Origin of the sequence: Kluyvera sp. CRP (assembly GCF_019930565.1) — a bacterium.
Classification (GTDB): Bacteria; Pseudomonadota; Gammaproteobacteria; order Enterobacterales; family Enterobacteriaceae; genus Kluyvera; species Kluyvera georgiana_A.
Window position 1 is genome coordinate 4,289,250 of record NZ_CP082841.1, and the last position, 22,714, is coordinate 4,311,963.

At 52.3% G+C, this 22,714-nt stretch carries 22 protein-coding genes; 4 read left to right on the forward strand and 18 right to left on the reverse strand.

The annotated features are described in order from the left end of the window. The first annotated feature begins 2 nt into the window (after window positions 1–2). Window positions 3–983 (forward strand): LacI family DNA-binding transcriptional regulator, encoded by a 981-nt coding sequence (locus K7B04_RS20365; RefSeq protein ID WP_223802863.1) that lies wholly within the window; start codon window positions 3–5, stop codon window positions 981–983. 59 nt (window positions 984–1,042) lie between these two features. Here K7B04_RS20365 and K7B04_RS20370 read toward each other — a convergent pair whose 3' ends face one another. Continuing rightward, window positions 1,043–3,025, reverse strand: a complete 1,983-nt coding sequence (locus tag K7B04_RS20370; protein WP_223802864.1) for an alkyl sulfatase dimerization domain-containing protein — start codon at window positions 3,023–3,025, stop codon at window positions 1,043–1,045. Between the two features lie 254 nt (window positions 3,026–3,279). On the opposite strand from K7B04_RS20370, the gene K7B04_RS20375 reads away from it, so the two are divergent. Next, a complete protein-coding gene (locus tag K7B04_RS20375) occupies window positions 3,280–3,663 on the forward strand; it encodes a hypothetical protein (protein ID WP_223802865.1) in 384 nt (127 codons plus the stop codon). 53 nt (window positions 3,664–3,716) lie between these two features. On the opposite strand, the gene K7B04_RS20380 is transcribed toward K7B04_RS20375, so the two are convergent. Together K7B04_RS20380 and lpxO are read right to left on the reverse strand one after the other, a co-directional pair. Next, a complete protein-coding gene (locus tag K7B04_RS20380; RefSeq protein ID WP_163449325.1) occupies window positions 3,717–4,346 on the reverse strand; it encodes a winged helix-turn-helix transcriptional regulator in 630 nt (209 codons plus the stop codon). A 183-nt stretch (window positions 4,347–4,529) separates the two neighbouring features. After that, on the reverse strand, window positions 4,530–5,432 hold the full coding sequence (gene lpxO / locus K7B04_RS20385; protein ID WP_223802866.1) for a lipid A hydroxylase LpxO: 903 nt from the start codon (window positions 5,430–5,432) through the stop codon (window positions 4,530–4,532). 42 nt (window positions 5,433–5,474) lie between these two features. On the opposite strand from lpxO, the gene K7B04_RS20390 reads away from it, so the two are divergent. Together K7B04_RS20390 and K7B04_RS20395 are read left to right on the forward strand one after the other, a co-directional pair. Continuing rightward, on the forward strand, window positions 5,475–5,675 hold the full coding sequence (locus K7B04_RS20390; protein ID WP_163449323.1) for a hypothetical protein: 201 nt from the start codon (window positions 5,475–5,477) through the stop codon (window positions 5,673–5,675). A 385-nt stretch (window positions 5,676–6,060) separates the two neighbouring features. Then, window positions 6,061–8,037, forward strand: a complete 1,977-nt coding sequence (locus K7B04_RS20395; protein WP_223802867.1) for an alkyl sulfatase dimerization domain-containing protein — start codon at window positions 6,061–6,063, stop codon at window positions 8,035–8,037. A 542-nt stretch (window positions 8,038–8,579) separates the two neighbouring features. On the opposite strand, the gene K7B04_RS20400 is transcribed toward K7B04_RS20395, so the two are convergent. From K7B04_RS20400 to K7B04_RS20470, 15 genes are read right to left on the reverse strand one after another with little or no spacing between them, the layout of a single operon-like run. After that, window positions 8,580–9,899, reverse strand: a complete 1,320-nt coding sequence (locus tag K7B04_RS20400; RefSeq protein ID WP_223802868.1) for a tail fiber domain-containing protein — start codon at window positions 9,897–9,899, stop codon at window positions 8,580–8,582. A 13-nt stretch (window positions 9,900–9,912) separates the two neighbouring features. Further along, entirely contained in the window at window positions 9,913–10,878 is a 966-nt protein-coding gene (locus tag K7B04_RS20405; protein ID WP_223802869.1) for a DUF6453 family protein, read from the reverse strand. Window positions 10,879–10,882: 4 nt separating this feature from the next. Next, window positions 10,883–14,101 carry a host specificity protein J gene (locus K7B04_RS20410; protein WP_223802870.1) on the reverse strand — a complete coding sequence of 1,073 codons (3,219 nt, stop codon included), beginning with the start codon at window positions 14,099–14,101 and terminating at the stop codon, window positions 10,883–10,885. 54 nt (window positions 14,102–14,155) lie between these two features. Beyond that, complete coding sequence (locus K7B04_RS20415; RefSeq protein ID WP_116325831.1) at window positions 14,156–14,761, reverse strand: tail assembly protein; 606 nt, start codon at window positions 14,759–14,761, stop codon at window positions 14,156–14,158. Window positions 14,762–14,804: 43 nt separating this feature from the next. After that, entirely contained in the window at window positions 14,805–15,146 is a 342-nt protein-coding gene (locus tag K7B04_RS20420) for a hypothetical protein (RefSeq protein WP_223802871.1), read from the reverse strand. A gap of 29 nt (window positions 15,147–15,175) precedes the next feature. Then, window positions 15,176–15,886, reverse strand: a complete 711-nt coding sequence (locus K7B04_RS20425; protein ID WP_223802872.1) for a C40 family peptidase — start codon at window positions 15,884–15,886, stop codon at window positions 15,176–15,178. 1 nt (window position 15,887) lies between these two features. Continuing rightward, window positions 15,888–16,646 (reverse strand): phage minor tail protein L, encoded by a 759-nt coding sequence (locus tag K7B04_RS20430; protein WP_223802873.1) that lies wholly within the window; start codon window positions 16,644–16,646, stop codon window positions 15,888–15,890. Continuing rightward, complete coding sequence (locus K7B04_RS20435) at window positions 16,643–16,981, reverse strand: phage tail protein (protein WP_223802874.1); 339 nt, start codon at window positions 16,979–16,981, stop codon at window positions 16,643–16,645. Before K7B04_RS20435 ends, K7B04_RS20430 begins: the two co-directional genes overlap by 4 nt. Window positions 16,982–16,983: 2 nt before the next feature. Then, complete coding sequence (locus K7B04_RS20440; RefSeq protein WP_223802875.1) at window positions 16,984–20,271, reverse strand: phage tail tape measure protein; 3,288 nt, start codon at window positions 20,269–20,271, stop codon at window positions 16,984–16,986. 34 nt (window positions 20,272–20,305) lie between these two features. Continuing rightward, window positions 20,306–20,569, reverse strand: coding sequence for a DUF4035 domain-containing protein (locus K7B04_RS20445; protein ID WP_223802876.1), 264 nt, complete (start codon window positions 20,567–20,569; stop codon window positions 20,306–20,308). A 23-nt stretch (window positions 20,570–20,592) separates the two neighbouring features. Further along, window positions 20,593–20,994, reverse strand: a complete 402-nt coding sequence (locus K7B04_RS20450; RefSeq protein ID WP_223802877.1) for a phage tail assembly chaperone — start codon at window positions 20,992–20,994, stop codon at window positions 20,593–20,595. Between the two features lie 54 nt (window positions 20,995–21,048). After that, window positions 21,049–21,519, reverse strand: a complete 471-nt coding sequence (locus K7B04_RS20455; protein WP_223802878.1) for a phage tail tube protein — start codon at window positions 21,517–21,519, stop codon at window positions 21,049–21,051. Between the two features lie 54 nt (window positions 21,520–21,573). Continuing rightward, on the reverse strand, window positions 21,574–21,921 hold the full coding sequence (locus K7B04_RS20460; protein WP_223802879.1) for a DUF3168 domain-containing protein: 348 nt from the start codon (window positions 21,919–21,921) through the stop codon (window positions 21,574–21,576). Further along, on the reverse strand, window positions 21,918–22,367 hold the full coding sequence (locus K7B04_RS20465; protein ID WP_223802880.1) for an HK97-gp10 family putative phage morphogenesis protein: 450 nt from the start codon (window positions 22,365–22,367) through the stop codon (window positions 21,918–21,920). Before K7B04_RS20465 ends, K7B04_RS20460 begins: the two co-directional genes overlap by 4 nt. Then, window positions 22,364–22,714, reverse strand: coding sequence for a phage head closure protein (locus K7B04_RS20470; RefSeq protein ID WP_223802881.1), 351 nt, complete (start codon window positions 22,712–22,714; stop codon window positions 22,364–22,366). Before K7B04_RS20470 ends, K7B04_RS20465 begins: the two co-directional genes overlap by 4 nt.

Sequence of the window (22,714 nt, forward strand, 5' to 3'; positions counted from 1 at the left end):
AGATGGCTAAAGCAGTCAGAATTCGCGATATTGCCGCCGCGTGCGGCGTATCGCCAGGAGCGGTATCCCGCGCACTGAAAGGTCAACCCGGCCTGCGCGAGGAAACTCGGCAGCGCATCATCGCCGCTGCCGAGCAGCAGGGTTACGATTTTTCGCGCCTGCGCAGCGATAAAATAAAACGCGTTCTGTTTTTGCTCCATCGGCAACACAATATCAACCGCGCGCTGCCCTTCTATTCGCCGCTGTTTTTGGCCATTGAGGCCGAGTGTCGTGAACAGGGTATCGCCTTGAGTTTTCTGGCAACCGGCCCCGGTGACGCGCTGGCTGAACAGGTGATGCTTCACCAGCCTGATGCGCTAATCTGCGCCGGTTTTTTTGAGCCAGAGCTAATAGCCCTGCTGGAACAGCTAAAGCTGCCGCTGGTCCTGGTCGATCTCTGGTCGCCGGGTCTGCCCTGCATCAACCCCGATAATATGCAGGGCGGCTACCTTGCCACCCGTCATTTGTTGTCGCTGGGGCGTAAGCGCATCGCTTTTCTCGCCAGCACGCTGTCACACTACAGTATCCGTCAGCGTGAAAAAGGCTATCGCCAGGCGCTGTATGAGGCTCAGCTGCTGATGCCTCCGGAGTACGAGGCCATCGCGCTACCGCAACTTGATACCGAGCAATCCCTGGTGCGCGCCATTCACGAGCTTTTCGATCTCGCCGAGCCGCCGGATGCGATTTTTGCCTACAACGATGCCACCGCGCTGCTGGTGTTAGCGGTGTGCGCCGAACGTGGGCTACGCGTGCCACAAGACATTGCATTGGTGGGGTTTGATGATATTGAACCTGCGGCATGGTCGCAGCCGCCGTTAACCACCATTGCGGTCGATAAGCAGCGATTGGGGCGCGAAGCGCTGGCGGTATTGTTGTCCGGGCAAATGGAAACCAACGTTCTGCTGCCGGTAGAACTGGTGGTACGCGCCAGCTCTGGCGCGTAACGGACTATCGTCAATGCCCGGCATCAGCGTTCTCGCCTCGTCCGGGCTCTCCTGAACGCTTATGGCGTCACCATATTGAACCAGAATTCGAATTTATCCATATAGCTTAGCATCTCGTCCAGCTTCGCATGATTGCCGGTGACGCGTACGTCGCCCTGCGCTTCCGCCTGCTGCAGCGATTCTTGCTTCAGGATAATTTTGTTGAGGGTTTCGCGGTTGAGCACAATGGTGGCGTCCGGGTTGCTGGCCTGAACGTTCGCACTATGGTTCAGCACGCCGTTTTCCAGCTCCAGCTTGTATTTGTCCCCCTCGCCGCCGAGATCGACATTAAACACCGCTTTTGCGTTGGCCGCCTTTTCGCCGTTAATATGCACCGCCAGATAGTCGAAGAACATCTCCGGCGACATCGCCTTGACGGTATCCGGGCTGGCCGTATTTGGCGTAGGTCCTTTCACCACGCCGTTACGCAGTTCCTGCGCGCCGGTCAGGTAGAAGTTACGCCACGGGCCTGACTCAGCTTGATAACCCAGCTGTTCCAGCGCATCTGCCTCCAGATTACGTGCCGCCTGGTTACTCGGATCAGCGAAGACGATTTGGTTGGTGACCTGCGCCACCCAGCGATAGTGCCCCTGCGCGTAGTCAGCTTTCGCTTTTTGCATAATGGCATCCGCACCGCCCATATAATCGACATATTTCTTCGCGGCATCGGTCGGTGCCAGCTCGTCGAGGGTGGCCGGGTTGCCATTAAACCAACCGAGGTAAAACACGTAGGTCGCCTTCACGTCATGACTCACGGAGCCATAATAGCCGCGGCTGGCCCATGAGTTTGCCAGGCCCGACGGCAGCTTGAAGTTAGCGGCAATTTCATCGCGGGTCAGGCCCTGGTTAGCCAAACGTAACGTCTGGTCGTTGATATAACGATACATATCGCGTTGACTTTTCATCAACTTAACGACGTTTTCATTGCCCCAGGTCGGCCAGTGGTGCTGAGCGATAATAATTTTCGCCTTACCGCCCCAGCGATCAATCACATCATTGACATACTTCGACCACGCCAGCGGATCACGAATTTTCGCGCCGCGCAGAGAGTAAGTGTTGTGGAGGGTGTGGGTTACGTCTTCCGCCGCTTCGATCATCCCCTTCTCTTCCACATACCACAGCATTTCTGAAGGTGCTTCCGAGCCTGGCGCCATCATAAAGTCATAGGTCAGGCCATCGATGACCTCTTTTTGCCCGGTGTGGGTAATGTAATCAGTCGGCTCAATTAACGTCACGGTCCCTGCGGACGTGGTGGTTCCCAGCCCTGCGCCCACCTGACCTTTGACCCCTGGCTTCAGCAGGTTGCCGTACATGTAGCTGGCACGACGGCTCATGGCATTCCCGGCCATAATGTTTTCCGACACGGCTTCCTGCATAAAGCCTGCGGGCGCGTAAACTTTTACCTTGCCGGATTTCACGTCGGCTTCATCCACCACGCCACGTACGCCGCCGTAGTGATCCACATGGCTGTGGGTATAGATAATCGCAACAACGGGCTTCTTACCGCGATTTTTGTAGTACAGGTCCATCCCGACTTTCGCCGTTTCGGCGGAAACCAATGGGTCAATGACCGTGATCCCCTCTTTGCCTTCCATGATGGTCATATTGGAGAGGTCGAGATTACGGATCTGGTAGACACCGTCGGTGACTTCAAACAGGCCGCCGATGTTGATCAGCTGAGACTGACGCCACAGGCTCGGGTTGACGGTATCCGGTGCTTTCTCGCCCTCTTTGATGAAGTTGTACTGCTGAGGATTCCATACCACGTTGCCGGCTGCGCCTTTAATCAACTCCTGTGGCAGTGGAGCAATAAAACCCTTATGCGCATTCATAAAGTCGGTCTGGTCGGCGAACGGCAGGGTTTTGTACAGCGCGTCATTGCTCGTTTTGGTCTGTACCGTGGCATCGTTTCCCATTTCCTGTGCCATAACAGGCAGAGAAATCAGGGATGTTGAGCACACGCCGGCAATAGCCATCCAGCCAACCATTTTATTCAGTTTCATAAAACCTCTGTTTTTACATTTCGCCGCACAGGAAAGAAAATATTGATATAAATAATCGGCGGCAGGTGACATCTAACGAAAATAACAATGGCATTAAGCTAGCACCGGCAGAGATACAGAGAAAAAGATAAGTCATTTAAATTTAAATTTGGACGTCAAGACTTCGCATCATTTAAAAATGGATAAATCAACACTCGCGATATCGCAGCGAAAAAAGATAATGAGCAGCATATTCATTTATCTCAGGAAAACTAATGCGTAAACTGCTGCTTATGGTGTTGACATTCTGGCTAGCGGGCTGCACTTCACAACCTCCCGCCATGCTGACGAAAATTGACGCAATCCAAATTCCTGTCGTACAAAATGGCTCGCCATCAGGTGACGTTGCTGCAATGAGTTCACTCTACCAGCAGAATAAAACGATTCTTGATAATACAACGCTGAATCTGAAGACGGACTATCTGCTGAATGTGAAAACCGCGGAAATATTTGACGAGCACAGTCAGGCGCATCAGGTTTATATCTCTCTATCAAAACTTGATCAAATTCGACTGATGAACAACCTCTATTTGAAGGAGCAGAACGCAGCTGGATTACAGCAAGTCAATGAGGTCCTTCGACCACTTACCGAGGTATGATTAAAGGCTACCGTCTGAGGCGGTAGCCTTTAATCTTTAGGAGGAACGTCTTCTTAAAAGCGTTCCGGTAAATTATGCAGTTCCATAAGATAGCCGCCACGTTTAAACGTTATATAGTGGCCGCTCTTCAATGCTGATAGCACGTTTAATATGCTACTGCGCGACAGGTGCGTACGTTCCTGAATATAATCAAGAATCGATACGCGCATACGCATCTCTTCCGGTAGTTGGCTCATATCCAGCAAATGGTTACGAATCACCGAGTAGGTCCGCTGCTGAACCACCAGCGCATCGCGATAAAAAAGATAGGCAGTGTGGTAAGACAGCAGCGCGGCAACGTCTTCCCAGACCCCGTGCTGACGAAACATCTCCATCGCGGTGTTTGCATCGACGCGCAGGATCGTGGACTCGGTTTCGGCACGCAGCAAATGGCCCCGTACGGGCTGGATCATTTCGGCAATGCCAAACAGATGCGGGTCATAAACGGAGACAATCAAGAGCCCGTCGGAAGCCCTGAGGATTGACAGCTCACCTTGCTGAAACAGGTACAGCTGGGGCTGGTTTTTGTATGTCCAGGTCATGCGCTTTCGCGGCACAACCTTCATTTTTTCGGCAATCGGCTCAAGCAGTGCCGTCAAACGCTGGATACTTTGTTCCGGGCGGATAGGCGGTAAAATATGCATAGAAATACCTGATTAGTTCCATTCCTTACGATTATAGAGCGCAACAGGATGTCCGTAAAAATTGCACAATTAAGCATTTACGCATATCCCGAACCCGTGGCAAACCGCAACTTTGTTTAAATCTAAACAAAGTAAGCAATTCCCTGGCCTATCATTATGGAAACGTCGATCAGGGTCGCCGACTCAAAATGCTCGCCAGATAAGTACCGCGATCCCCGCAAACAGCGTCCATTTAACGATGTAGTACACCGCCTTATTCCATTTTTTCAGCCGTTTTCCCACAATACGAATCTGATAAATATAACGAAAACTACGATTAATACCGCCGATACGGTCGCCGACGTCATTCGGCGCTACCGCCGCACTCATTAAATTGCGTCCCAGCCAATGGTTTACCCTTTGCGCCCAGCGGTAACGCATAGGACGCTCAATATCGCAGAACAAAATCAGGCGATTCTCACCGCTTGTATTTTCTGCGTAGTGTATATAGGTTTCATCAAACAGAACCCCTTCACCATCACGCCAGCTATAGCGTTCGCCGTCGACCTCAATAAAGCAACGATCGTCATTGGGCGTCAACAGACCCAGGTGGAAACGCAATGAGCCTGCGTAAGGGTCACGATGACGCGGTAAGCGACTACCGTCGGGGAGCGTGGCAAACATTGCCGCCTTCACTGAGGGAATGCTACGCAACAGTTCGGTGGTTCTCGGGCACAGTGTGCTGGCCGACGGATGTGCCTCCTCATACCATTTCAGGTAGAAACGTTTCCATCCGGTTTTAAAAAATGAGTTAAAGCCAGCGTCGTTGTACTTTTCGGCCGCTTTAATTTTCTCCATATTTTGCAGATGGACCCCTTCGTCACGAATCACTTCCCAGTTTTCCTGTAATACAGCAAGCTCGGGAAATGATTCTGGGCGGAGATATGGCGTATTGTCGACGCGCGAGAAAAGATACATAAAACCATTCAACGGTGCCGTGAACGTCGAATGATCGGAAAGCTGGCGCCAGAAGCGAAACCGCACCTTTCCCCGGAAATGCACATAGAGCACGGAAATAATAATTATCAGCAGAATGATGTACTTCATCTTTGCTCACCCGACCATAGGTTACTTTAAACGTTTCGTTCGATGACCGCGGCATCAGAAAATCCGCAGCCCAAAAATCTTAGCAAAGAAAATCTGCCACGAACAAAATCAGCGGGCAAAAGCGATGAGCAGAGCAAAAATGTCGGACTGCGCCACCAGCACGAACGGCAGCTATCCCTTCTGATTCAGAATAATACCACCACTAAATTAACAGCATGGTTAACAGTCTCTTTTGTGAAATAACGCTATGGAGCCTGTTTCCGATACATCTTTTCTTGAGACACACTCACAACACCCAATAACTTGTTAACAACTCATTAATTTCACGGAATTTACTCATTATTTCCGAACTTTATAAACGCGCATTGCTAGTAGAAAAAACATAATTAGTCAAATTCAAATATAATGTAAAATTAAAAATAAAATACATAAATTTCAATCACTTAAAAAGAAACCGCCTATTTACTTCAAAAAAACAATATTACTATCACGTTAAGGCAAGTTTTTAATGGCTTCACATTGCCAAATGTAAAAATAAGGTTATGTTTAAACATAAATATCTGTAGATGTATTAAGAAGTTAGTGTCGTAAATGTATTATCCGGTCCAACAAGTCAAAGAGGGTTCCAATGAAACTGAAGCTTATTGTCAAAAGTCTGGCGCTTGCCGGGCTGATGTCAACGGTCATTCTGCCGGCTTATGCTGATATCACCCCCAAAGAGGCAACCGACACCACCAAAAAAGCCAACGACGCGCTGTATAACCAATTACCATTCTCTGACAATACCGATTTTACTAATGCGCATAAGGGATTTATTGCCGCTCTGCCTGCTGACGTTATCAAGGGCGAACAGGGTAACGTCATCTGGGATCCCCAGCAGTATGCGTTTATCAAAGAAGGTGAAAAGGCCCCCGATACCGTCAACCCAAGTCTGTGGCGCCAGTCTCAGCTGATCAACATCAGCGGCCTGTTTGAAGTCACCGACGGCGTCTACCAGATCCGTAACCTCGACCTCTCCAATATGACCATCATTGAAGGTAAAGAAGGCGTTACGGTCGTTGACCCGCTGGTTTCTGCCGAAACCGCCAAAGTCGGGATGGACCTGTACTACAAAAATCGCGGTAAAAAACCGGTTGTCGCGATTATTTATACCCACAGCCACGTTGACCACTATGGTGGCGTACGCGGCGTGGTGGATGAAGCCGATGTGAAATCCGGTAAAGTGAAGGTGTATGCGCCGGCAGGCTTTATGGAAGCCGCGGTGGCGGAAAATATCATGGCCGGTAACGTTATGAGCCGTCGTGCCAGCTACATGTACGGCAACCTGCTGAAACCTGACGCGAAGGGACAGGTTGGCGCGGGTCTCGGTACCACGACCTCAGCGGGTACGGTTACCCTGATTGCCCCCACCAATATCATCGACAAAGACGGCCAGAAAGAAGTGATTGATGGCCTGACCTACGACTTCATGCTGGCGCCGGGTTCTGAGGCTCCGTCTGAAATGTTGTGGTATATCGAAGAGAAAAAACTCATCGAGTCTGCGGAAGACGTAACCCACACCCTGCACAACACTTACTCTCTGCGCGGCGCGAAAATTCGTGAGCCGTTGCCGTGGTCTAAGTACATCAACGAAGCGATTGTTCGCTGGGGCGACAAAGCTGAAATCATTATGGCCCAACACCACTGGCCGACCTGGGGCAACGATAATGTGGTTAACCTGCTGAAGAGCCAGCGAGACCTCTATCGTTATATCAACGACCAGACGTTACGCATGGCTAACCAGGGCCTGACCCGTGATGAAATTGCCGCCAACTTCAAGCTGCCGGATAGCCTGGCACACACCTGGGCAAACCGTGGTTACTATGGCTCTGTGAGTCATGACGTGAAGGCGACCTATGTGCTGTACCTTGGCTGGTTCGATGGCAACCCGGCCACCCTCGATGAACTGCCACCTGAAGAAGCGGCGAAGAAGTTCGTTGATTATATGGGCGGTGCAGACGCCATCATGAAGAAGGCCAAAGAGGACTACGATCAGGGCAACTACCGTTGGGTGGCTCAGGTTGTCAGCAAAATTGTGTTTGCCGACCCGAATAACCAGGACGCGCGTAATCTTGAAGCGGATGCGCTGGAACAGCTGGGTTATCAGGCAGAATCAGGCCCGTGGCGTAACTTCTACCTGACCGGCGCGCAGGAATTGCGTAACGGCGTGGTGAAAGGACCTACGCCAAATACGGCCAGTCCGGATACCGTGCGCGCGATGACACCAGAGATGTTCTTCGACTATCTGGCGGTCCATATTAACGGCGAGAAAGCCGGCACAGCGAAGTCGGTGTTTAACATTGATCTTGGCAGCGATGGCGGTAAATACAAGCTGGAGCTGGAAAACGGCGTGCTGAACCACACGGCGAACGCAGAAGCGAAAGATGCCGATGCGACCATCGCGCTCGACCGCGCGACGCTAAATAAGATCATCCTGAAAGAAGAAACGCTCAAGCAGGCTGAAGAGAAAGGTGAAGTTAAGGTCACCGGCAACGGTGCTAAGCTTGATGAGATGCTGGGCTACATGGACAAATTTGAATTCTGGTTCAATATCGTCACGCCGTAATCCCCGCTGTGTAAAAAGCTGCCTACGGGCAGCTTTTTATTAGCTCATTTAAAACGCAATCCGTATTAACCTCGCCCCCAATGTTCTGTTTCCATTCAGGAAGGCACTTATGAGTGTATGCTCGTACGGTGAGATCAGCCCGACATCGAACAAAAAGGGGTAAAATAGATACACGCCGGAAGCCATTTCCGGTGCATTGTTTTCTCGAAGGATTTTCTCAGTGGGATTTCAGTCACTGAAATGAAACGACGTAAGTGCTTGAATAGTGGCGGAGAGAGGGGGATTTGAACCCCCGGTAGAGTTGCCCCTACTCCGGTTTTCGAGACCGGAAGCAATTCACTACAAATCAATGAGTTATCTTTTATAAATGGTATATCCATCTATTTTCATATCTATTACATTCAATAAGTTATCCACTTTTAATCAGATAGTATACCAACATGTTTGAGCGATTTCCCCTATACTTGCGCCAGCGCCACGGCATGAACCCCTGGCCTACCACTGCGGTCCGTGCTTGCATACCACGGACCGCAGTTCTCAGGTTATTCAGATGCCACCTTGTTTCCCACCAGCGCTTCAAGGGCTGTGACTTTCTGCTGTAGTGCCTGAATGACGATAATCATATCCGCCATCACAGCACGGTCATTGACATTCAGAATGTTGAATTCGTTACCGTCCGCGTCTTTCGCGGTAGAGACAGATGATTCGAACACATACATCTCATCAACTTCACCCATCTGTTGTGCCAGAAAACCACGCTGCGGAATGGCGCTGCCGTTATACATATATTCGCAGATGCCGATTGCCTCTACGCGTTTCCATGCCCCTAATTTTGGCGGTGTGAAATTGTATTTGATACGAACGTCGGACCCCTGAACAGCAAGAGCCCCAAGAGGGGAAAAGGTTTCTCCCGTAGAAGCATTCATACTCCAGAATTTGTTATCAGAAAAAGCGCTAACATTGAATGTTAAAGCGACATATGTACCTACTTTTTCCTGGATGAATATATCGCCAATTTCACCAAGGGCATCGCCATTAGCACCGCGTCCGTTAACACGCATTCTCAACACAGGGCTATTAATAAGCTGCCCTGATGCCGGGCTGGCGGGTCCATCGACGGCGACCACTATTGGCGATTTTATAGTTTGAGTCGCGCCCCATGTATTCGCTGCATTCAGAAGCGGAAGTTTTGCACCACTGGTCCCTATTTCAGTTGTTGCCGCTGATGATAGCTTTAAGGCTTCCCTGGCACCCGCTTCTGTCGTCGCCCCGGTTCCTCCGTGCGCAATATCAATTTTCTTATTATCAACATATCCCTTTGTCGCCGCGTCCCCCTCACCCACAGGAGCCGCTGCCAGCGGTGTCGGGCCTGTCGGGCGGACATTCATCCATGCCTCATCGCGGTCTTCCAGGTCGGATAGGTTTTTGCTTTTGGCCAGCGCCCAGGTCGGGTTGTTCATGGCATCAATCAGCTTGGGCCAGGAGGGGCCAGTGTAGCTCGAACCGTCTGCCATTTTGATTGTCACATCGCCGTTGACTTCCAGCAGCTGATACCAGTTATCGATTTCCAGAACGCGCTGGCGGATAGCATAGGAAGTGTCCGCTGCAATCTGCGCGCTGATGCGGTTCAGAGTATCCCGCGGCATTGCCGTCCATGCGGCGCCAGTCACCGCCGGGCCGTTGTAGTTCCGGGCAAGAGTCAGTGCGGTATCGCTCTCGATAAATTTCACTGGCAGCGTATAGGTCACCCCGCCTGTGGTAATAACAATGAAATCACCCGCGGATAATTCAGTGGTAAATGCCGTTCCAGCGCCGGCCACCGCCGCTGCATTATTTTGAATGGAAATAGTTCCAGCAGACATTGCCTACTCCTGATTAATAAAAGTTCGGGATGACGGGGAGTTTTACGCCCGATACGCCCTCTGACTGAATATCGAAGGTCTGACGTGAAACACGTCTGACGATACGGCCAAAACCGCTCTTTACGTTGCCGCCTGACATCATCAGCCCTTTCATCCTGACAATGTTCCAGCTGGTTGAGTTAGTGGCTGGCCGTACTGCCCAGCCACAGGTTCCGAGCGGTACCATGCCGCCAATTCCCTGCCAGTTAGTCGACGGGTAGAAAAAGCCCTGAATCACAAAAGGTTTGCGGGTGGTTGAAAAAGTGCATTGTCCCGCGGCGTTGAAATAATTAAGTCCTGTTCCGGCATAAGGGGCAGCATTCCCGAATATCGCAATGCGTACCCAAATATTCCCGCTGGTTTCTTCATAAATATTCTGGTCGAGTGTGCAATAAATTGTATTGCCCATCCGCGATAACACCGCGCTGGGATTATCCCAGGACGCGAATACCATTCCATCAACGGGTATATTCCAGGCACCATTTATATTAACGTCGCCATACCATATGCAACTTCCAAGGTTGGCGTTGGTGGGTATAACGGTGAAATCAGTGGAATCCTGAATAAGTAACCCGGAGTTACCGGACTGGCTGGCTGGCGTGATAAACCAGACCTGACCGGCCCACAGATTCCGCCTGCGCGGTCGCCCGCTGGTTGAACCGGAGGTCAGACGCAAGCGCCCTGACTCTTGATTCACGCTGGTAAGATAGGCAATCGTGGGATACAGGTCTGTTCCGACTTCATAAGCCGCGACCGTTTCAACGGGGATATAGACCGATTCATAGCCGCCACTCCAGCCTGGCGTATCAATATACGAAACCTCGTCACCGTCACCATAATACCCACCAGCAACCCCTGTACTGAATACAGGGGCCCGGAGTCCGGCAGTAATAGCCATAGGACGGCCGTCATTTAAATCAATCAACAATCCATTTGGCATAGCATTACCATGTGCCGAGAACGATCCGGCCACCATTTGAAAGGTTTACAGTCACACCATTACCATTCAGCACAACAGTATTATTCACGCCGTTAAAGCTGAATGCGCCGGATGCGGCATAAAGAGCACCACGGAAGGTACCGTTATTGAATTCAGGTGAGCCGTCTTTTGGAATATTCCATCCTGTAGCACCAGCAACATAATTATTCGAGCGAATGTAATTACCAATTTTTGCATTGGTAATTGTGCCATCCTGAATAAATGCGCTACTGATAAACACCTGACCGTTAATTACTGCAAACGGCGAATATTGCGCATCATCAGTACCACTCATCAGAACAAACTGGTTCGCATTGAATCCAATACGGGTGACAACCGGTTTACCGTTTTCCGCCAGTACCGCAATGCTCATCCCGGCGCTGTAGTACACGCCATTAATCCTGATGCCCGCTTTGAGTGTATGAATCGCCGTGGCGCCAGTGGAATCAACCGTTGCTGTGAGCTTATCTTCCAGCGTGGCCGTCACATCGTCGATTTGCGCCTGTACCTGCGTTTTTAACTCCGACATCGCCTCATCGACTTTCGCAATTGTCGTTTTCACCACCAGAATATCGGCGCGAACGCTACCGTACTGCGCCCACTGGTGTTCGATAGTTGCGTTATTGGCCAGCGCATTTTGCAGGATACCCTCGATGTTCTGGTCAATCTGGCTCGTCAGCGCGTCACCGTCTTTGGCCTTCATGAAGTCGTCGGCAATATCGCCCAGGTAGTCATCGGCGTTGTCGTTCGACAGGCCGCGCACCCAGTCTGTCCAGCCCGACTCGTTCCCGGTTTTATCGACCAGCTGCGCGCGGTACCAGAATTCCTGCCCTGCTTTCAGGCCGAGCTGGGTGTATTCAGATGATGGATAGGGGACATCGCTCAGCAGCAGCGGATCCGACTGGTCGCTGTTTGGCGTGTACTGAATTTCCGTTTTCAGCGTATCGGCGGTGTTCGCCGGGAATCCCCAGTTCAGACGGATGCCCCAGTTAATGCCCGTGGCCACAAATCCAACCGGCTTCGGCGGATTACCTACTTTCCCGGTCAGCGTTGCCTCTTCCGAGTATCCCCAGCCGGATGAAATCTCCGCGGCGTTGATTGCGCGGACGCGGACTAGGTATCGCCCGGCATAGATATTGGGTACGTCAAAAGACGTGGTAGAGCTACGCGGTATGTTGACCCAATTCCCGTCATTGCGTCGCCATTGTGCCTCATAGGCGATAGCGTTTTGCGCCTGGTCCCAGCTCACTCGCATGGTTTCAATGCTGATGCCCTGCTGGACGACGGAAAACGAGCTGATCACAATGTTAGCTGGCGGGGACTGGTTACCAGGCGGGATCACGCTCACCGGCCGCTGGTCAATGATGGCTCCGGTATCGATACGGGCATATTTATCCGGGTCGTGCCATGCGCCGGTAATCGAGAAAGTGCCATCATCGTTATCGGAAACGCTGACAACACGATACTGCTGCGCGTAAAGCTCGTCAGATTCAACCACCCAAACAGCTTCGGCCTGTGGCGTCTCACTGTATGCCGTGGTAACTGTGACTGATTCCCCGTTCACGGCCTGAATGGTCCTGCTCTGCGACGCTCCGGAAGGCAGGTTGAGAATAAGGCGATCACCTGCTGCTGCATCTGCCACGCGGTCAAGTTTGATAACGCGACCGTTAACGGCGCTGATACGTCCGCCCATAACTTTTCCGGAAAGCAGCTCGTCTGCCACGGCGATGATGTAGCCCGGCTGCGGAATGTTGCCGTCCAGCCCGACATCAAACGAAACAACGCGATCCTTGTTGTTGGTGAGAATACCCCAGCGCCCCTTTCGGTTCGCTTCTGACTGCCTGGTGCAGCCGATGGCTGTCATTTCCAGCTGATTGAAGCCGTATCGCGCCACCAGCGCCTGCTCAAATACCGGCTCCATCGCGTCGGCATAAGCGTTACCCGGGTCTGACCATGAAACCAGCGCTGTGGTGTAGCGGCTTTTCGTGGTGCTGCTCGAATAGGTGAATCGACCGCCAACAACGTTGGCGCGCGTATAGCTGTAATCAACATCGCGCGGCATGTCAGCCAGGGCCACAATCTGATCCCCTCCCCAGTATGTCATGCCACGAAAGATAGCAGCAAAATCACGCAGGACTGTGTAGGCGTCGTTTCGGTCCTGGATGTACACGTTACAGGTATAACGTGGTTCGGTACCGTTGCCCCCCTTGCCGTCTGGTACCATCTGATCACAATACTGAGCAACCTGATACAGCGTCCATTTATCGATATTCGCAGCAGTCAAACGGTGACCGAGGCCGAACCGGTCAGAAACAACGAGATCGTAAAAAATCCACGCCGGATTATCCGTCCATGCCCACTTAAACGCACCGGTCCATGTCCCGCTGTACGTTCTTGTTTCGGGGTCATAGTTATCTGGCACACGAATAACACGCCCGCGAGGCTCGCAGGAGATCTGCGGGATAGAGCCGTTAAACTGGCTGGAATCGAATTCGATGTAGAGTAGCGCTGTGTTGGGATAGCGTAACTTGGCGTCAATCACCTCAGTGAAGCTCTGCAGCGTCATTGTGTCGCCGATCTTCGCGCTGTTGGCGTCAGAGGTAATCTTACGCAGGCGGATTGTCCAGGTGCTGCCAGCCTGCGGTAAATCGATACGGTGGCTGCGCTCATAACCAGACGTCGTTTTGCCGGTCACGCTGGTATTGAGTACCGTCTGCCATGTGCCGCCATCCGTCTGAAGGTCAATCGCATAATTGACCGAGTAACCCACCAAATCGCCGTCGTCCTCCTGTTTGAAAAGCGAAGGCCATTTCAGACGCAGACGAACTGCTGAAAGCTGCGTATTGGTAAAGGTGCGCGTCCAGGCTGTGGCGCTTGATACCTCAGTTCCCACGCTGATTTCGTTTTCGGTACCGGGAATACCCTGAATATATTTTTGCGCCTGCGTTCCAGCGCGAAACTCCCACGTCACGCCGCTGAAGTTTTGGGAGCCGTCTGCATTCTCCAGGGCCGTTCCGTCCAGGTAGATATCTTTGCCGGTTAGCTGTCCTGCAAACTCCCCTTCCCCAAGCGCAACGAGAATTTTTGCCTTCGCTACAGATTGCAGATCATCAGGCTGTTCGGTAGGAGTTCGGGAACTTGAGCTGCCGCCCTTGCGGCCCTTTAACACTTTATCTGTAGCCATATTGCGCCCATAAAAAAAGCCACCCGAAGGTGGCCAGAAAAAAAGGTTAGTTATCTACTGCTGATCTTCGACATAAATTCCGGCAGAAATAATCGCTCCGCCGATTCGACGCTTACCATAAAGGAGCGGTACCGGGTAGCCTTGCGCCGCGGTGTTAGTTACACCACCGAATGCGTAGGATGCGCGGTTATCTGCACTTTGTTTACTGGCTATGCCTGATGGCTGCGGTGAAAGAAGCTGAATAACCCCACCGAGGACCAACGAGGCGCCAGTGGCTGCAGCAAACCCCGTCAATCCACCAGCAGCGAACGCGGCGCCAACTCCGCCAGAAACAAAGACGGCCGCAGCTATCAAAACCGCTCCTAATATGGTTTGAAATAGACCAGCGCGTTTACTACCGATAATTACAGGCATAATCCTTACTACATCGCCCTCTGAGGGAAAACCCATCTCATCTGCAGCAATATTCCTTTTTCCTTTAAACACCGCGAAAGTTAATCCGCGTCGTTTACTGCTGATCATAAAACTTTCGAAACCGGGCAATGTTTTACTTAAAGCAATAGCAGCTTCACCAGTTCGCGCTATCAGTCGTTGATGGGTTCTACCGAAGGTCTTTCCTAATACTCCGCCTAGCTGAATTGTTGTCATTACTTCTTTCATATTCTCACCATTAAAAAACCCGCCGAAGCGGGTTAAGTCTTGGTTAGATACAGCGTTCTATTACTTTAATCCGGCTGTTGATTCGATAAGCAAATAGGCCACCTTGATGACGGAATTCAATCTTGGTAATTTCGCCGTCCGATATTAAATCAACCATCTCAAGTTGAGATTGTGTAAAAACAGTTTTACCACCGTCATAAGGCTGAATAAAAACGCTTCCATATTTTTGGCTTTCCTCTTGCCAGCCAACAAGTATGCATTCAGATACTGCGTCAATTTTTTTCTTCGATTGAAAAGTATTTGACGCTGGCTCCTTCCGGAGGTCCTGCATACTCGAACAACCAGCCATGATTAACAAAGAAAGTGCCAATAATGCTTTTTTCATATCCCTGTCCCCTTTGGTTTTACAAAAGGTTAGCACAGAGATTTGTAACGTAGAATCTTCATCGTTCGTTCCTGCCAGTATCCACCATACGGCACGCGTTGGCTCAGATGTCCGTACAGGTGGTGCAGCAGCATATTTCCCTCCAGCAGAATTCCCGCGTGGTTCCACTTATCAGCCTGGACCTGCATGATCACCATATCGCCTGGTTTCGGTGGACCGTCGAATTCACGAAATCCACACTCGTACCAGCAATCCTGATAGAAGTTATCCGGATAGTCGTTTTCCCACCAGGGATAATCCACCCGGTAATCGTGAAGCTCGATCCCGTGCGTTTGCCGGAAATAACTCATTACCAGCCCCCAGCAGTCAAAGTGACCCAGAACAAACGGGCGCTCCAGCAGAGGCAGTTCTCCGCGCGGCTGGATGGTGCGCAAATCCCCCTCCGGCCAGCTCACAATATGCCAGGGTAAAAGCGTTGCGTCGCATTGCGCTTTATCCAGTTCGCTCGGCTGTGTCGTGGCATCAGGGTGACTGTGAGCGATGGCGATCACCGTACCCCAGTCCTCAGCAGCTGCATAATCTTCCGGGCAGAGGACAAAATTGTCCTCTGGCTCTGCGGCAAGGTTGCGGCACGGGAAATAACGTTCAACACGGCTTTTCTGCGCCACCACGCCGCAGCACTCGCGAGGATATTCAGCTGCAGCATGCGCCATAATGGCATCAATGGTTTTCTGCCGCATATCAGCTCCTGATCAAAGACGTGCCAGGGAACCCACCAAACGAGAGCTCGTTATTTTCACCGAACCGAAGTTTGCAGGCCGTGAGCGTGCCGTTGCATTCATCAAGCGACGGATCGCTGACCGGGTTGTTGTTTTTGTCGAAATAGTTGGTTCCCGCATAATCGCAGCCGTCGCCGGTGCGATATTTATTCCGGATGCACCAGGTACACAGGGAATGAAGCTGGCGCGTCGGGATCATTTGCCCCTGCAGGCCCATCGGGCTGGACAGAACAAACTCAACAGTTTCACCAGCAAGCTCGCCCGTTTTCCCGTCGATATACCAGACCTGCAGCTTTTCCTGATTCGGGTCTGCTGTGGGGTTGCCGTCTGCGAAATTTTTGGCATCGAGATATTTCTCTTTTGTGTCGTGAATAGTGACTTTCGCCTGCAGCAGATCGTCATACGCAAGACACAGGGCAGAAATGGAGCTTTCGATGTTCGCAACCGTCAGTGATGGCGTTGCATTGCTCCCACTGGTTGATTTTTCCAGACCTTCCAGCTGATACGGCCAGGCGGCGTATTCATTTCCCTGCCACCAGATTGGTTTCGCCGGAAGATTGGACTCATCCCCACCAGCGGCGATGATTTCCGCTTCTGTGTGGGGAATGCTGTAATTGTGAAAGCGGAGAACGTCCGTTAGCCCAAAGGAAGAACCGTCCACCTCAATCAGACGAACATCGTTTCCGGATTCCAGCTTCTGATAATCTGCGTTTAAGCTCATGGTTTAAATGCCTGGATGAATGTTGCTTCAAGGTTGAATTTTCCCGCGCCCAGCCCGGTGGGTTTATACGTTTCGCAACGATACAAACCCAAAGATTCTAGCGGTGGCTTCCACTGGAAGGCTTTCGTTCCTTCATGCCTGTCGAGGAAAGACTTAATGGCAGAAATGTAGGTTTCGTTGCCAGTGAAGTTAAGCGTCCACTGCTGAGTTCTGGTGTTCAATCCATCCCCTGAAACCTGCTCATATCCATCGCCAAACTGGGCTTTTCTGACGCGGAAATTTGTATCAGCTTCAGCGTTAATCCGTGGGCACCATGTGAAAGTTTCGATGGCCATAATTATCGGGTTCCTTTCATTGCGTTCCAAATATCACCGCCGGGGCGGATATCACGCATTACATTCTGCTTATATCGCTGATCGACAAATTTCCCGACATCGGCACCAAATTGCTCAAGCCCTGGTGAGGTTTGCGTTGAGGTGTTGCCGTTGCCATCGATAGTGATATAAACCTGTGGCGCCGAAGATACGGACTGACCTCCGCCACCTCCGACCGCACGAACGCCGAGAGAACCATCCGGCGCGCGGGTCAGCGGCATGATTGCCTCCGGCCCCGCCTCGCCCATGATTCCGGCACCGCCTTTTGCGAAAGCGAACATGGTGGGGTTTCTGACGATCCCATTACTGAAAGCGCTAAGAGATGGAGAGTCATAAACGCCGCCTTTGTCGTTAAACTGGAAGTTCGATCCGTAACTGGAAACCGCCGTACCGGTGCTGGCTGATGCTCCCGCACCGCCCCCGAAGAAGCTGCCTACACTGCCGATGAGTGAGCCAAAGATGCCAGAAGCAGAAGATGCCCCCCCCATCGCACTGACCACCGCCATCTGCAGCGCCACTTTTTCGATGATCTGCAGGACAGAAACCCCCCACGATTTCCAGCTAACTTTGTTGCCTTCAAGCATTGATGTGACGTTACCAAACGCGCTGTCGAGTGTGGTTTTCACCCCGTCAGAGACCGTGCCGGATACGTCACTGATTTCATCAAACCAGTTGGCATAGCCGCGTGATACTCCGGACATCCAATCCGCCTCAGCAGCTGCGATAGCTTTGTATTTCTTATCCAGAGCATCGAGGGCCTCATTTCGAGCAATCACCGCCTGGGTGCTTTTGTCTCCACCGGCTTTAGTGAAAACACGGTCGATCTGTTGCGTCTCGTCGAACCGGCTGCGCTGGCGCTCGCTCATGCCTGCGGTTTCGGTTGTCAGCGTCGCCTCATCCCTGAACTTTCGGGCCGCGTCAGTTAAATCCTTCAGGGCATCAGCTTGTTCGCGCTGCTTACGCACGTTCTCGTCGGCTTTTTGCGTCCATTTTGCCAGCTCTGCTGATGATGCCTGGATCGCCCTGCGCTGCTCGTCGGTCCATTTAGTTCCTGCCTGGTGCGATGCAGCGTAAAGCTCCGAGGCTTTTTCACCTTCCGTGGCCCGGACGCGTTGCACGTCGATAGCCACGCTCAGATCGGCCATTTTCCGGGAATACTGTTCGGCGGTGCTGGCCGCTTCGCGCTCGGCTTTACTCTGCGCATTTGAGGCAGCAGTGGAGGTTTTTTTTGCCTCTGCAGCTGCTGCATCCTTTTTGGCTGCCTGATCCTTGTTGTAGATGTACTGGGTGTAAAGTGCCCCCGTCAGCTTCAGGTCTTCTGCTTCATAGACGTGCTGCTGATGGAGTTTTTCTAATCCGCTGAGGCTGGCCAGCTCGTTATCGCGGCGTGAGCGCTCCAGTGCGGTTTGCTGTTGAGGAGTTGCGTTCGCCAGTGAAACGACGGGCCCGGCATATTGCGGCGGCTTGGCGCCAGCGGTCGCTGACATTGAGCGGTTAAGCAGGTCATACGCACCTTTCAGGATTGAGACGGCGCCAGCCTGTTCGATAGCCTTTTGCGTAGCCAGATCGCTGGCATTGTTTACCAGCTTCTGCGTTTGCTCGACTTTTGAGGCTGCCTGTTCGCGCTGGTACTCCAGCTGGTTCAGCTTATCTGTCAGCTCGATGTTTTTGGCCGTGATGTCGGCCTGGTCCATGAAGGTGTTAATCAGGGTCAGCGTCGGATGGCGGTTGTAGTCCTGCTGGATTTGGTCAACCGCCTTAAGGCTGTCTTTCACCTTCGCGATCTGAGAGTCGAGGTCGGCCAGGTCCTGTTTCTGCGCCTGTAAAGATGTACGGGCATCAGCCGCGGTCGAACGCAGGCCAAGCACCGACATCTGCTGGAGCTTGGTGTTGATCTCGTCAAGGTTGTTGGCAAAACCTACCGCCTCACGGTGAACCTGCTGGGTATGCTGATAAAGGCCATACATCGCAGCGCCGGCACCGATAATTACTCCAGGCCAGCCACCGAGAATACCCAGCACCCCACTACCTAGCCGTGACATTACCGAGGCTGTATTGGTGAGATTGTTAACTGCAGAGGTCCTGCCAGCCAGCGCCGTATTCAATGATGCCTGAGCTGCAGCAAGATTACGCTCAGCGACAATCTGAGCCTCAATACTCGTCGCCGCTGCGCGCGCCTGTTGAGCGCGATAAACAGCCTGGCGACCAGCAGCAACGCTAACCTGAGCGCCGCGAACCTGAGCCTGCGCCAGCGCGACCTCGGCGGCCGTATTAGCGAGCACTGCCCGGGTTGACTGAGCGACGCTGCCAACCATATTGCCGAAATAACGGGCGAGGCCAACACCAACCAAAATACCGGCTGTATTTGCCACATCATCGATGTTAGTCGCCAAGCCATCCAGCACGCCGGAAAGCGTTGATGATGCTCCGACCGCATCGTTCGCCCCGCCAACCCATGCAAGGAAGGCGTTTTGCACTTTCTGTGCTGATCCGCTGATGGATGCAGGAAGGGTGTCGAATTCTTTACGGAGGATCTCAACGTTGGTCAGCAGCGGGACGATCTTGTTGGTCGTCAGCTCGCCGTTGTTGGCCATATTTCGCAGGCCACCAACAGTGGTACCCAGCCCATCAGCCAGCAGTTTAGCCAGTCGGCCGCCGTTCTCCATGATGGCGTTAAATTCTTCACCTCGCAAAACGCCTGAGCCAAGCGCCTGGCTAAGTTGGGTGATAACAGAGCTCGCCTCTTCGGTGCTGGCGCCAGACAGCTTCAGTGAGGTTGCAACGGTTTCCGTAACTTTTGCCACGTCAGCGGAAGCGTAACCAGCATCACGCAGTGACTGGGCAATACGACTGTAAAGGTTGCTGTTTGCTTCGAGTGATGTTCCGGTGCGCTGGCTGATCTCCATCAGCACGCGCTGGGATTGCACGTAATCCTCACTGGAAGAGGACGCAAGGCGAAGGCGCCCATTCAATTGGTTCCATGTATCGGCAAACTGAATCAGCTGATGCGTGGTAAATGCACCGGCCCATGCCCCGGCAAGTCCAACAGCAGAAGATCGCACGGTGGCAAGCTGAGAGTTCAGGTCAGCCAAAGACCGCTGAGTTTCACGCGTGGCCGCTGCAGCTTTTTTCCCGCCCTGTTCCATGGTGCGGTAGTAATCCGTTCCCATACGGGACGCTCTGGCGATCTCTGACTGGAAAGATGAAGAGTTCGCCGAAATTTTGATGATTAGCTCGCGCAGCGTTGCCATAATTCACCCATAAAAAAGCCCGCAGCCGCGGGCGTCAAAGACTGGACATCCATTCTTCAAGTTCAGAGACTTCAGCGCCTCCTTCCTGCTCACCCCATTTCAGCATCACATCAGGGATAGTGAATTTCCCGCCCTGAGAGTTCAGCATTGCAACGGAGATCTGCGCCGCCTGTGCATCGGCGCGCCAGTCACCAATCGGACTGATGCGGTCGAACTCGATCCACATTTTGAGCTCGCTGGCGGTCATGGTCTGGCGCAGTTCGTGGAGAGTGCGCCCCAACCGGAGCGCCAGCGACATCAGGAAGAAGGTCAGCGGCTGCTTTACGGCTTTCCCGCTTCTTCCTGGCTCATTCCGAGGCCAAGCGCCTGAGCCAGCAGGCGTGCATGCACTGGGCCATAAATTTTGGATACCAACTCCTGATCCTCGTCGCTGAATACGCGCTCGCCGTTTTCATCCAGCAGAACGTCAATAAAGAGGACCACATCAGCCTCTTTATTGCGCAGAAACTTTTCCGCCTCCGTCAGCGCCGGTGCCTCTTCGCCCTCGGCGAGCTGGGGATTAACGATCTCCCGGAATTTCACCCAGGCATCGCCAGAGGGTTCACGCAGCGTTACCTTTGCGCCATCCCATTCAGGGACCGTGATACCTTCTTTGGTGCGATAGGCTTTCGATGCTGTAAGCGCCACGTTGCGTAATGAATTCTGTGATGTTTTTTGCGGCATTTCATTTTTCTCTTGTTACATGATCGGAGGGATAAAAAAAGCGGCCGAAGCCGCTCAGGAACCTGATGTGAAAATGCGTTTAGGCTTACCGCGAACACGAAGCGAGTACGTCGCACCGACAACTGAAGAGGTTGCCGCAGACCATGAGCTCTGACGCACTTCGACAAGCACGTAATAACCGTTTCCTGAAGGGAACAATACGCGCAGCGCACGCAGTTCGTCGTTTTCATATGCGGTCTGCAGTGCCTCCTGTGCTGCTTCATCGCCAACCCAGTTACGGGTAATGCTCATTTCAGCAGGCGCGGCGAGGCCGTTGGTTTGCTCCTGTTCAGTTGAGCACAGAGTGGTTACGTCGATATCCCCTTTCTGACCGCCCGTGAAGGTGATCTCCTTCGTTGCACAGGCTGCTTCCAGCCAGGTAACGCCAGCCCCCGGGAAACCTGAGGCGTTAAAATCCTCGGCGGTTACGGGTGCGTCGGAGACGGCAAAGGTCATCCCCTTTGTAACTTCATACTTACTGGTCATGGTTTCTCCAGATAAAAAAAAGACCGCCGAGGCGGTCTGTTATGGTGAGTAAGCTTAAACGGTTACCTGAAATTCAAGCGTCGCGCGGTGATAGCGCAAATCAGGCTCATAGCCTGGCGTTTTCACAATGCTTTCAGGCTTCAGCACCTGCAGAGCATCAAGTGCCATATTCCTGATCGTGCGCGCTTCAGTGATGGTTCTGGAATAAACATCAACCTGCACAGAAACGGCTGATTCCGCCTGTCCACAGAGAACGTCAGCAGACACATCGGAGATGAGCGAGAAAATTACCCAGGGTGGCGAAATCGAAGGATTCCCGTCACTACCCAGCGGGGCAACGTAGGGATAAACCTGCCCTCCGGCCAGCGACTTCAGCAGAGGATAGAGATCGTCTTCCGTCATTTGCTTAATGCCTCGTCAATGGCCTGGTTCATACGCCTGATCGCAACCTCTGTCGCCTGCTCCTGGCGAACATCGAACGCGGGACGAATGAAAGGGTGCGGTGGCATGTTAACGGTTCCCATTTCAACGAATCGCCAGTAAAAGGCGTTTCTCGGGTTGCTCGCCTTCATCGTGTTATCGCTGTTCCCGGTGCGCGGGTTAACACCACGAATATGGACGCCGGAAGAAATCTCCCCGCGGCGGCGGCTTTTTTGGGTCAATACCACCACATTTTTTTTCAGTTTCCCGGTGCGCACTGGTGCGCGTGCGATCACTTCTTCCTTAAGCACTTCGGCGCCGGCGCGAGTGGCATCACGCAGAACCTTATTGTTTTCAGCACGGCTAAGCGCCTCCAGGTCCTTTGCAATGTCATTCAGACCGGAAAAATCAAGACTCGTCTCAATCATTTTTCAGCCCCCAGCTTGCACAATATCTCCAGGCGCCCTCCCTTTTCATCCGGGATGGGCGGGCCTATAACGTTAAGTGTTTTGCCTCGGTATGGCCCACTCTGAACCTTTAGCCTGGATGCCGCCGTTATTGTTTCTCCCGATTTTCCACGAACCCATACCCTGACATCAGCCTGAGCTATTTCGGCACCGGCAGACATTAATTCTCTTCCGCTTCTGCCCCTGATATCTGCACGGATCGTTTCGCCATTTTCCCATGCTTCAACTGGCTGGCCTGAATTGTCGCGTGCATGTATGGGATTTTGAATCACAATAATTTGTATGAGCTTACCAGCGGATATAGCCAT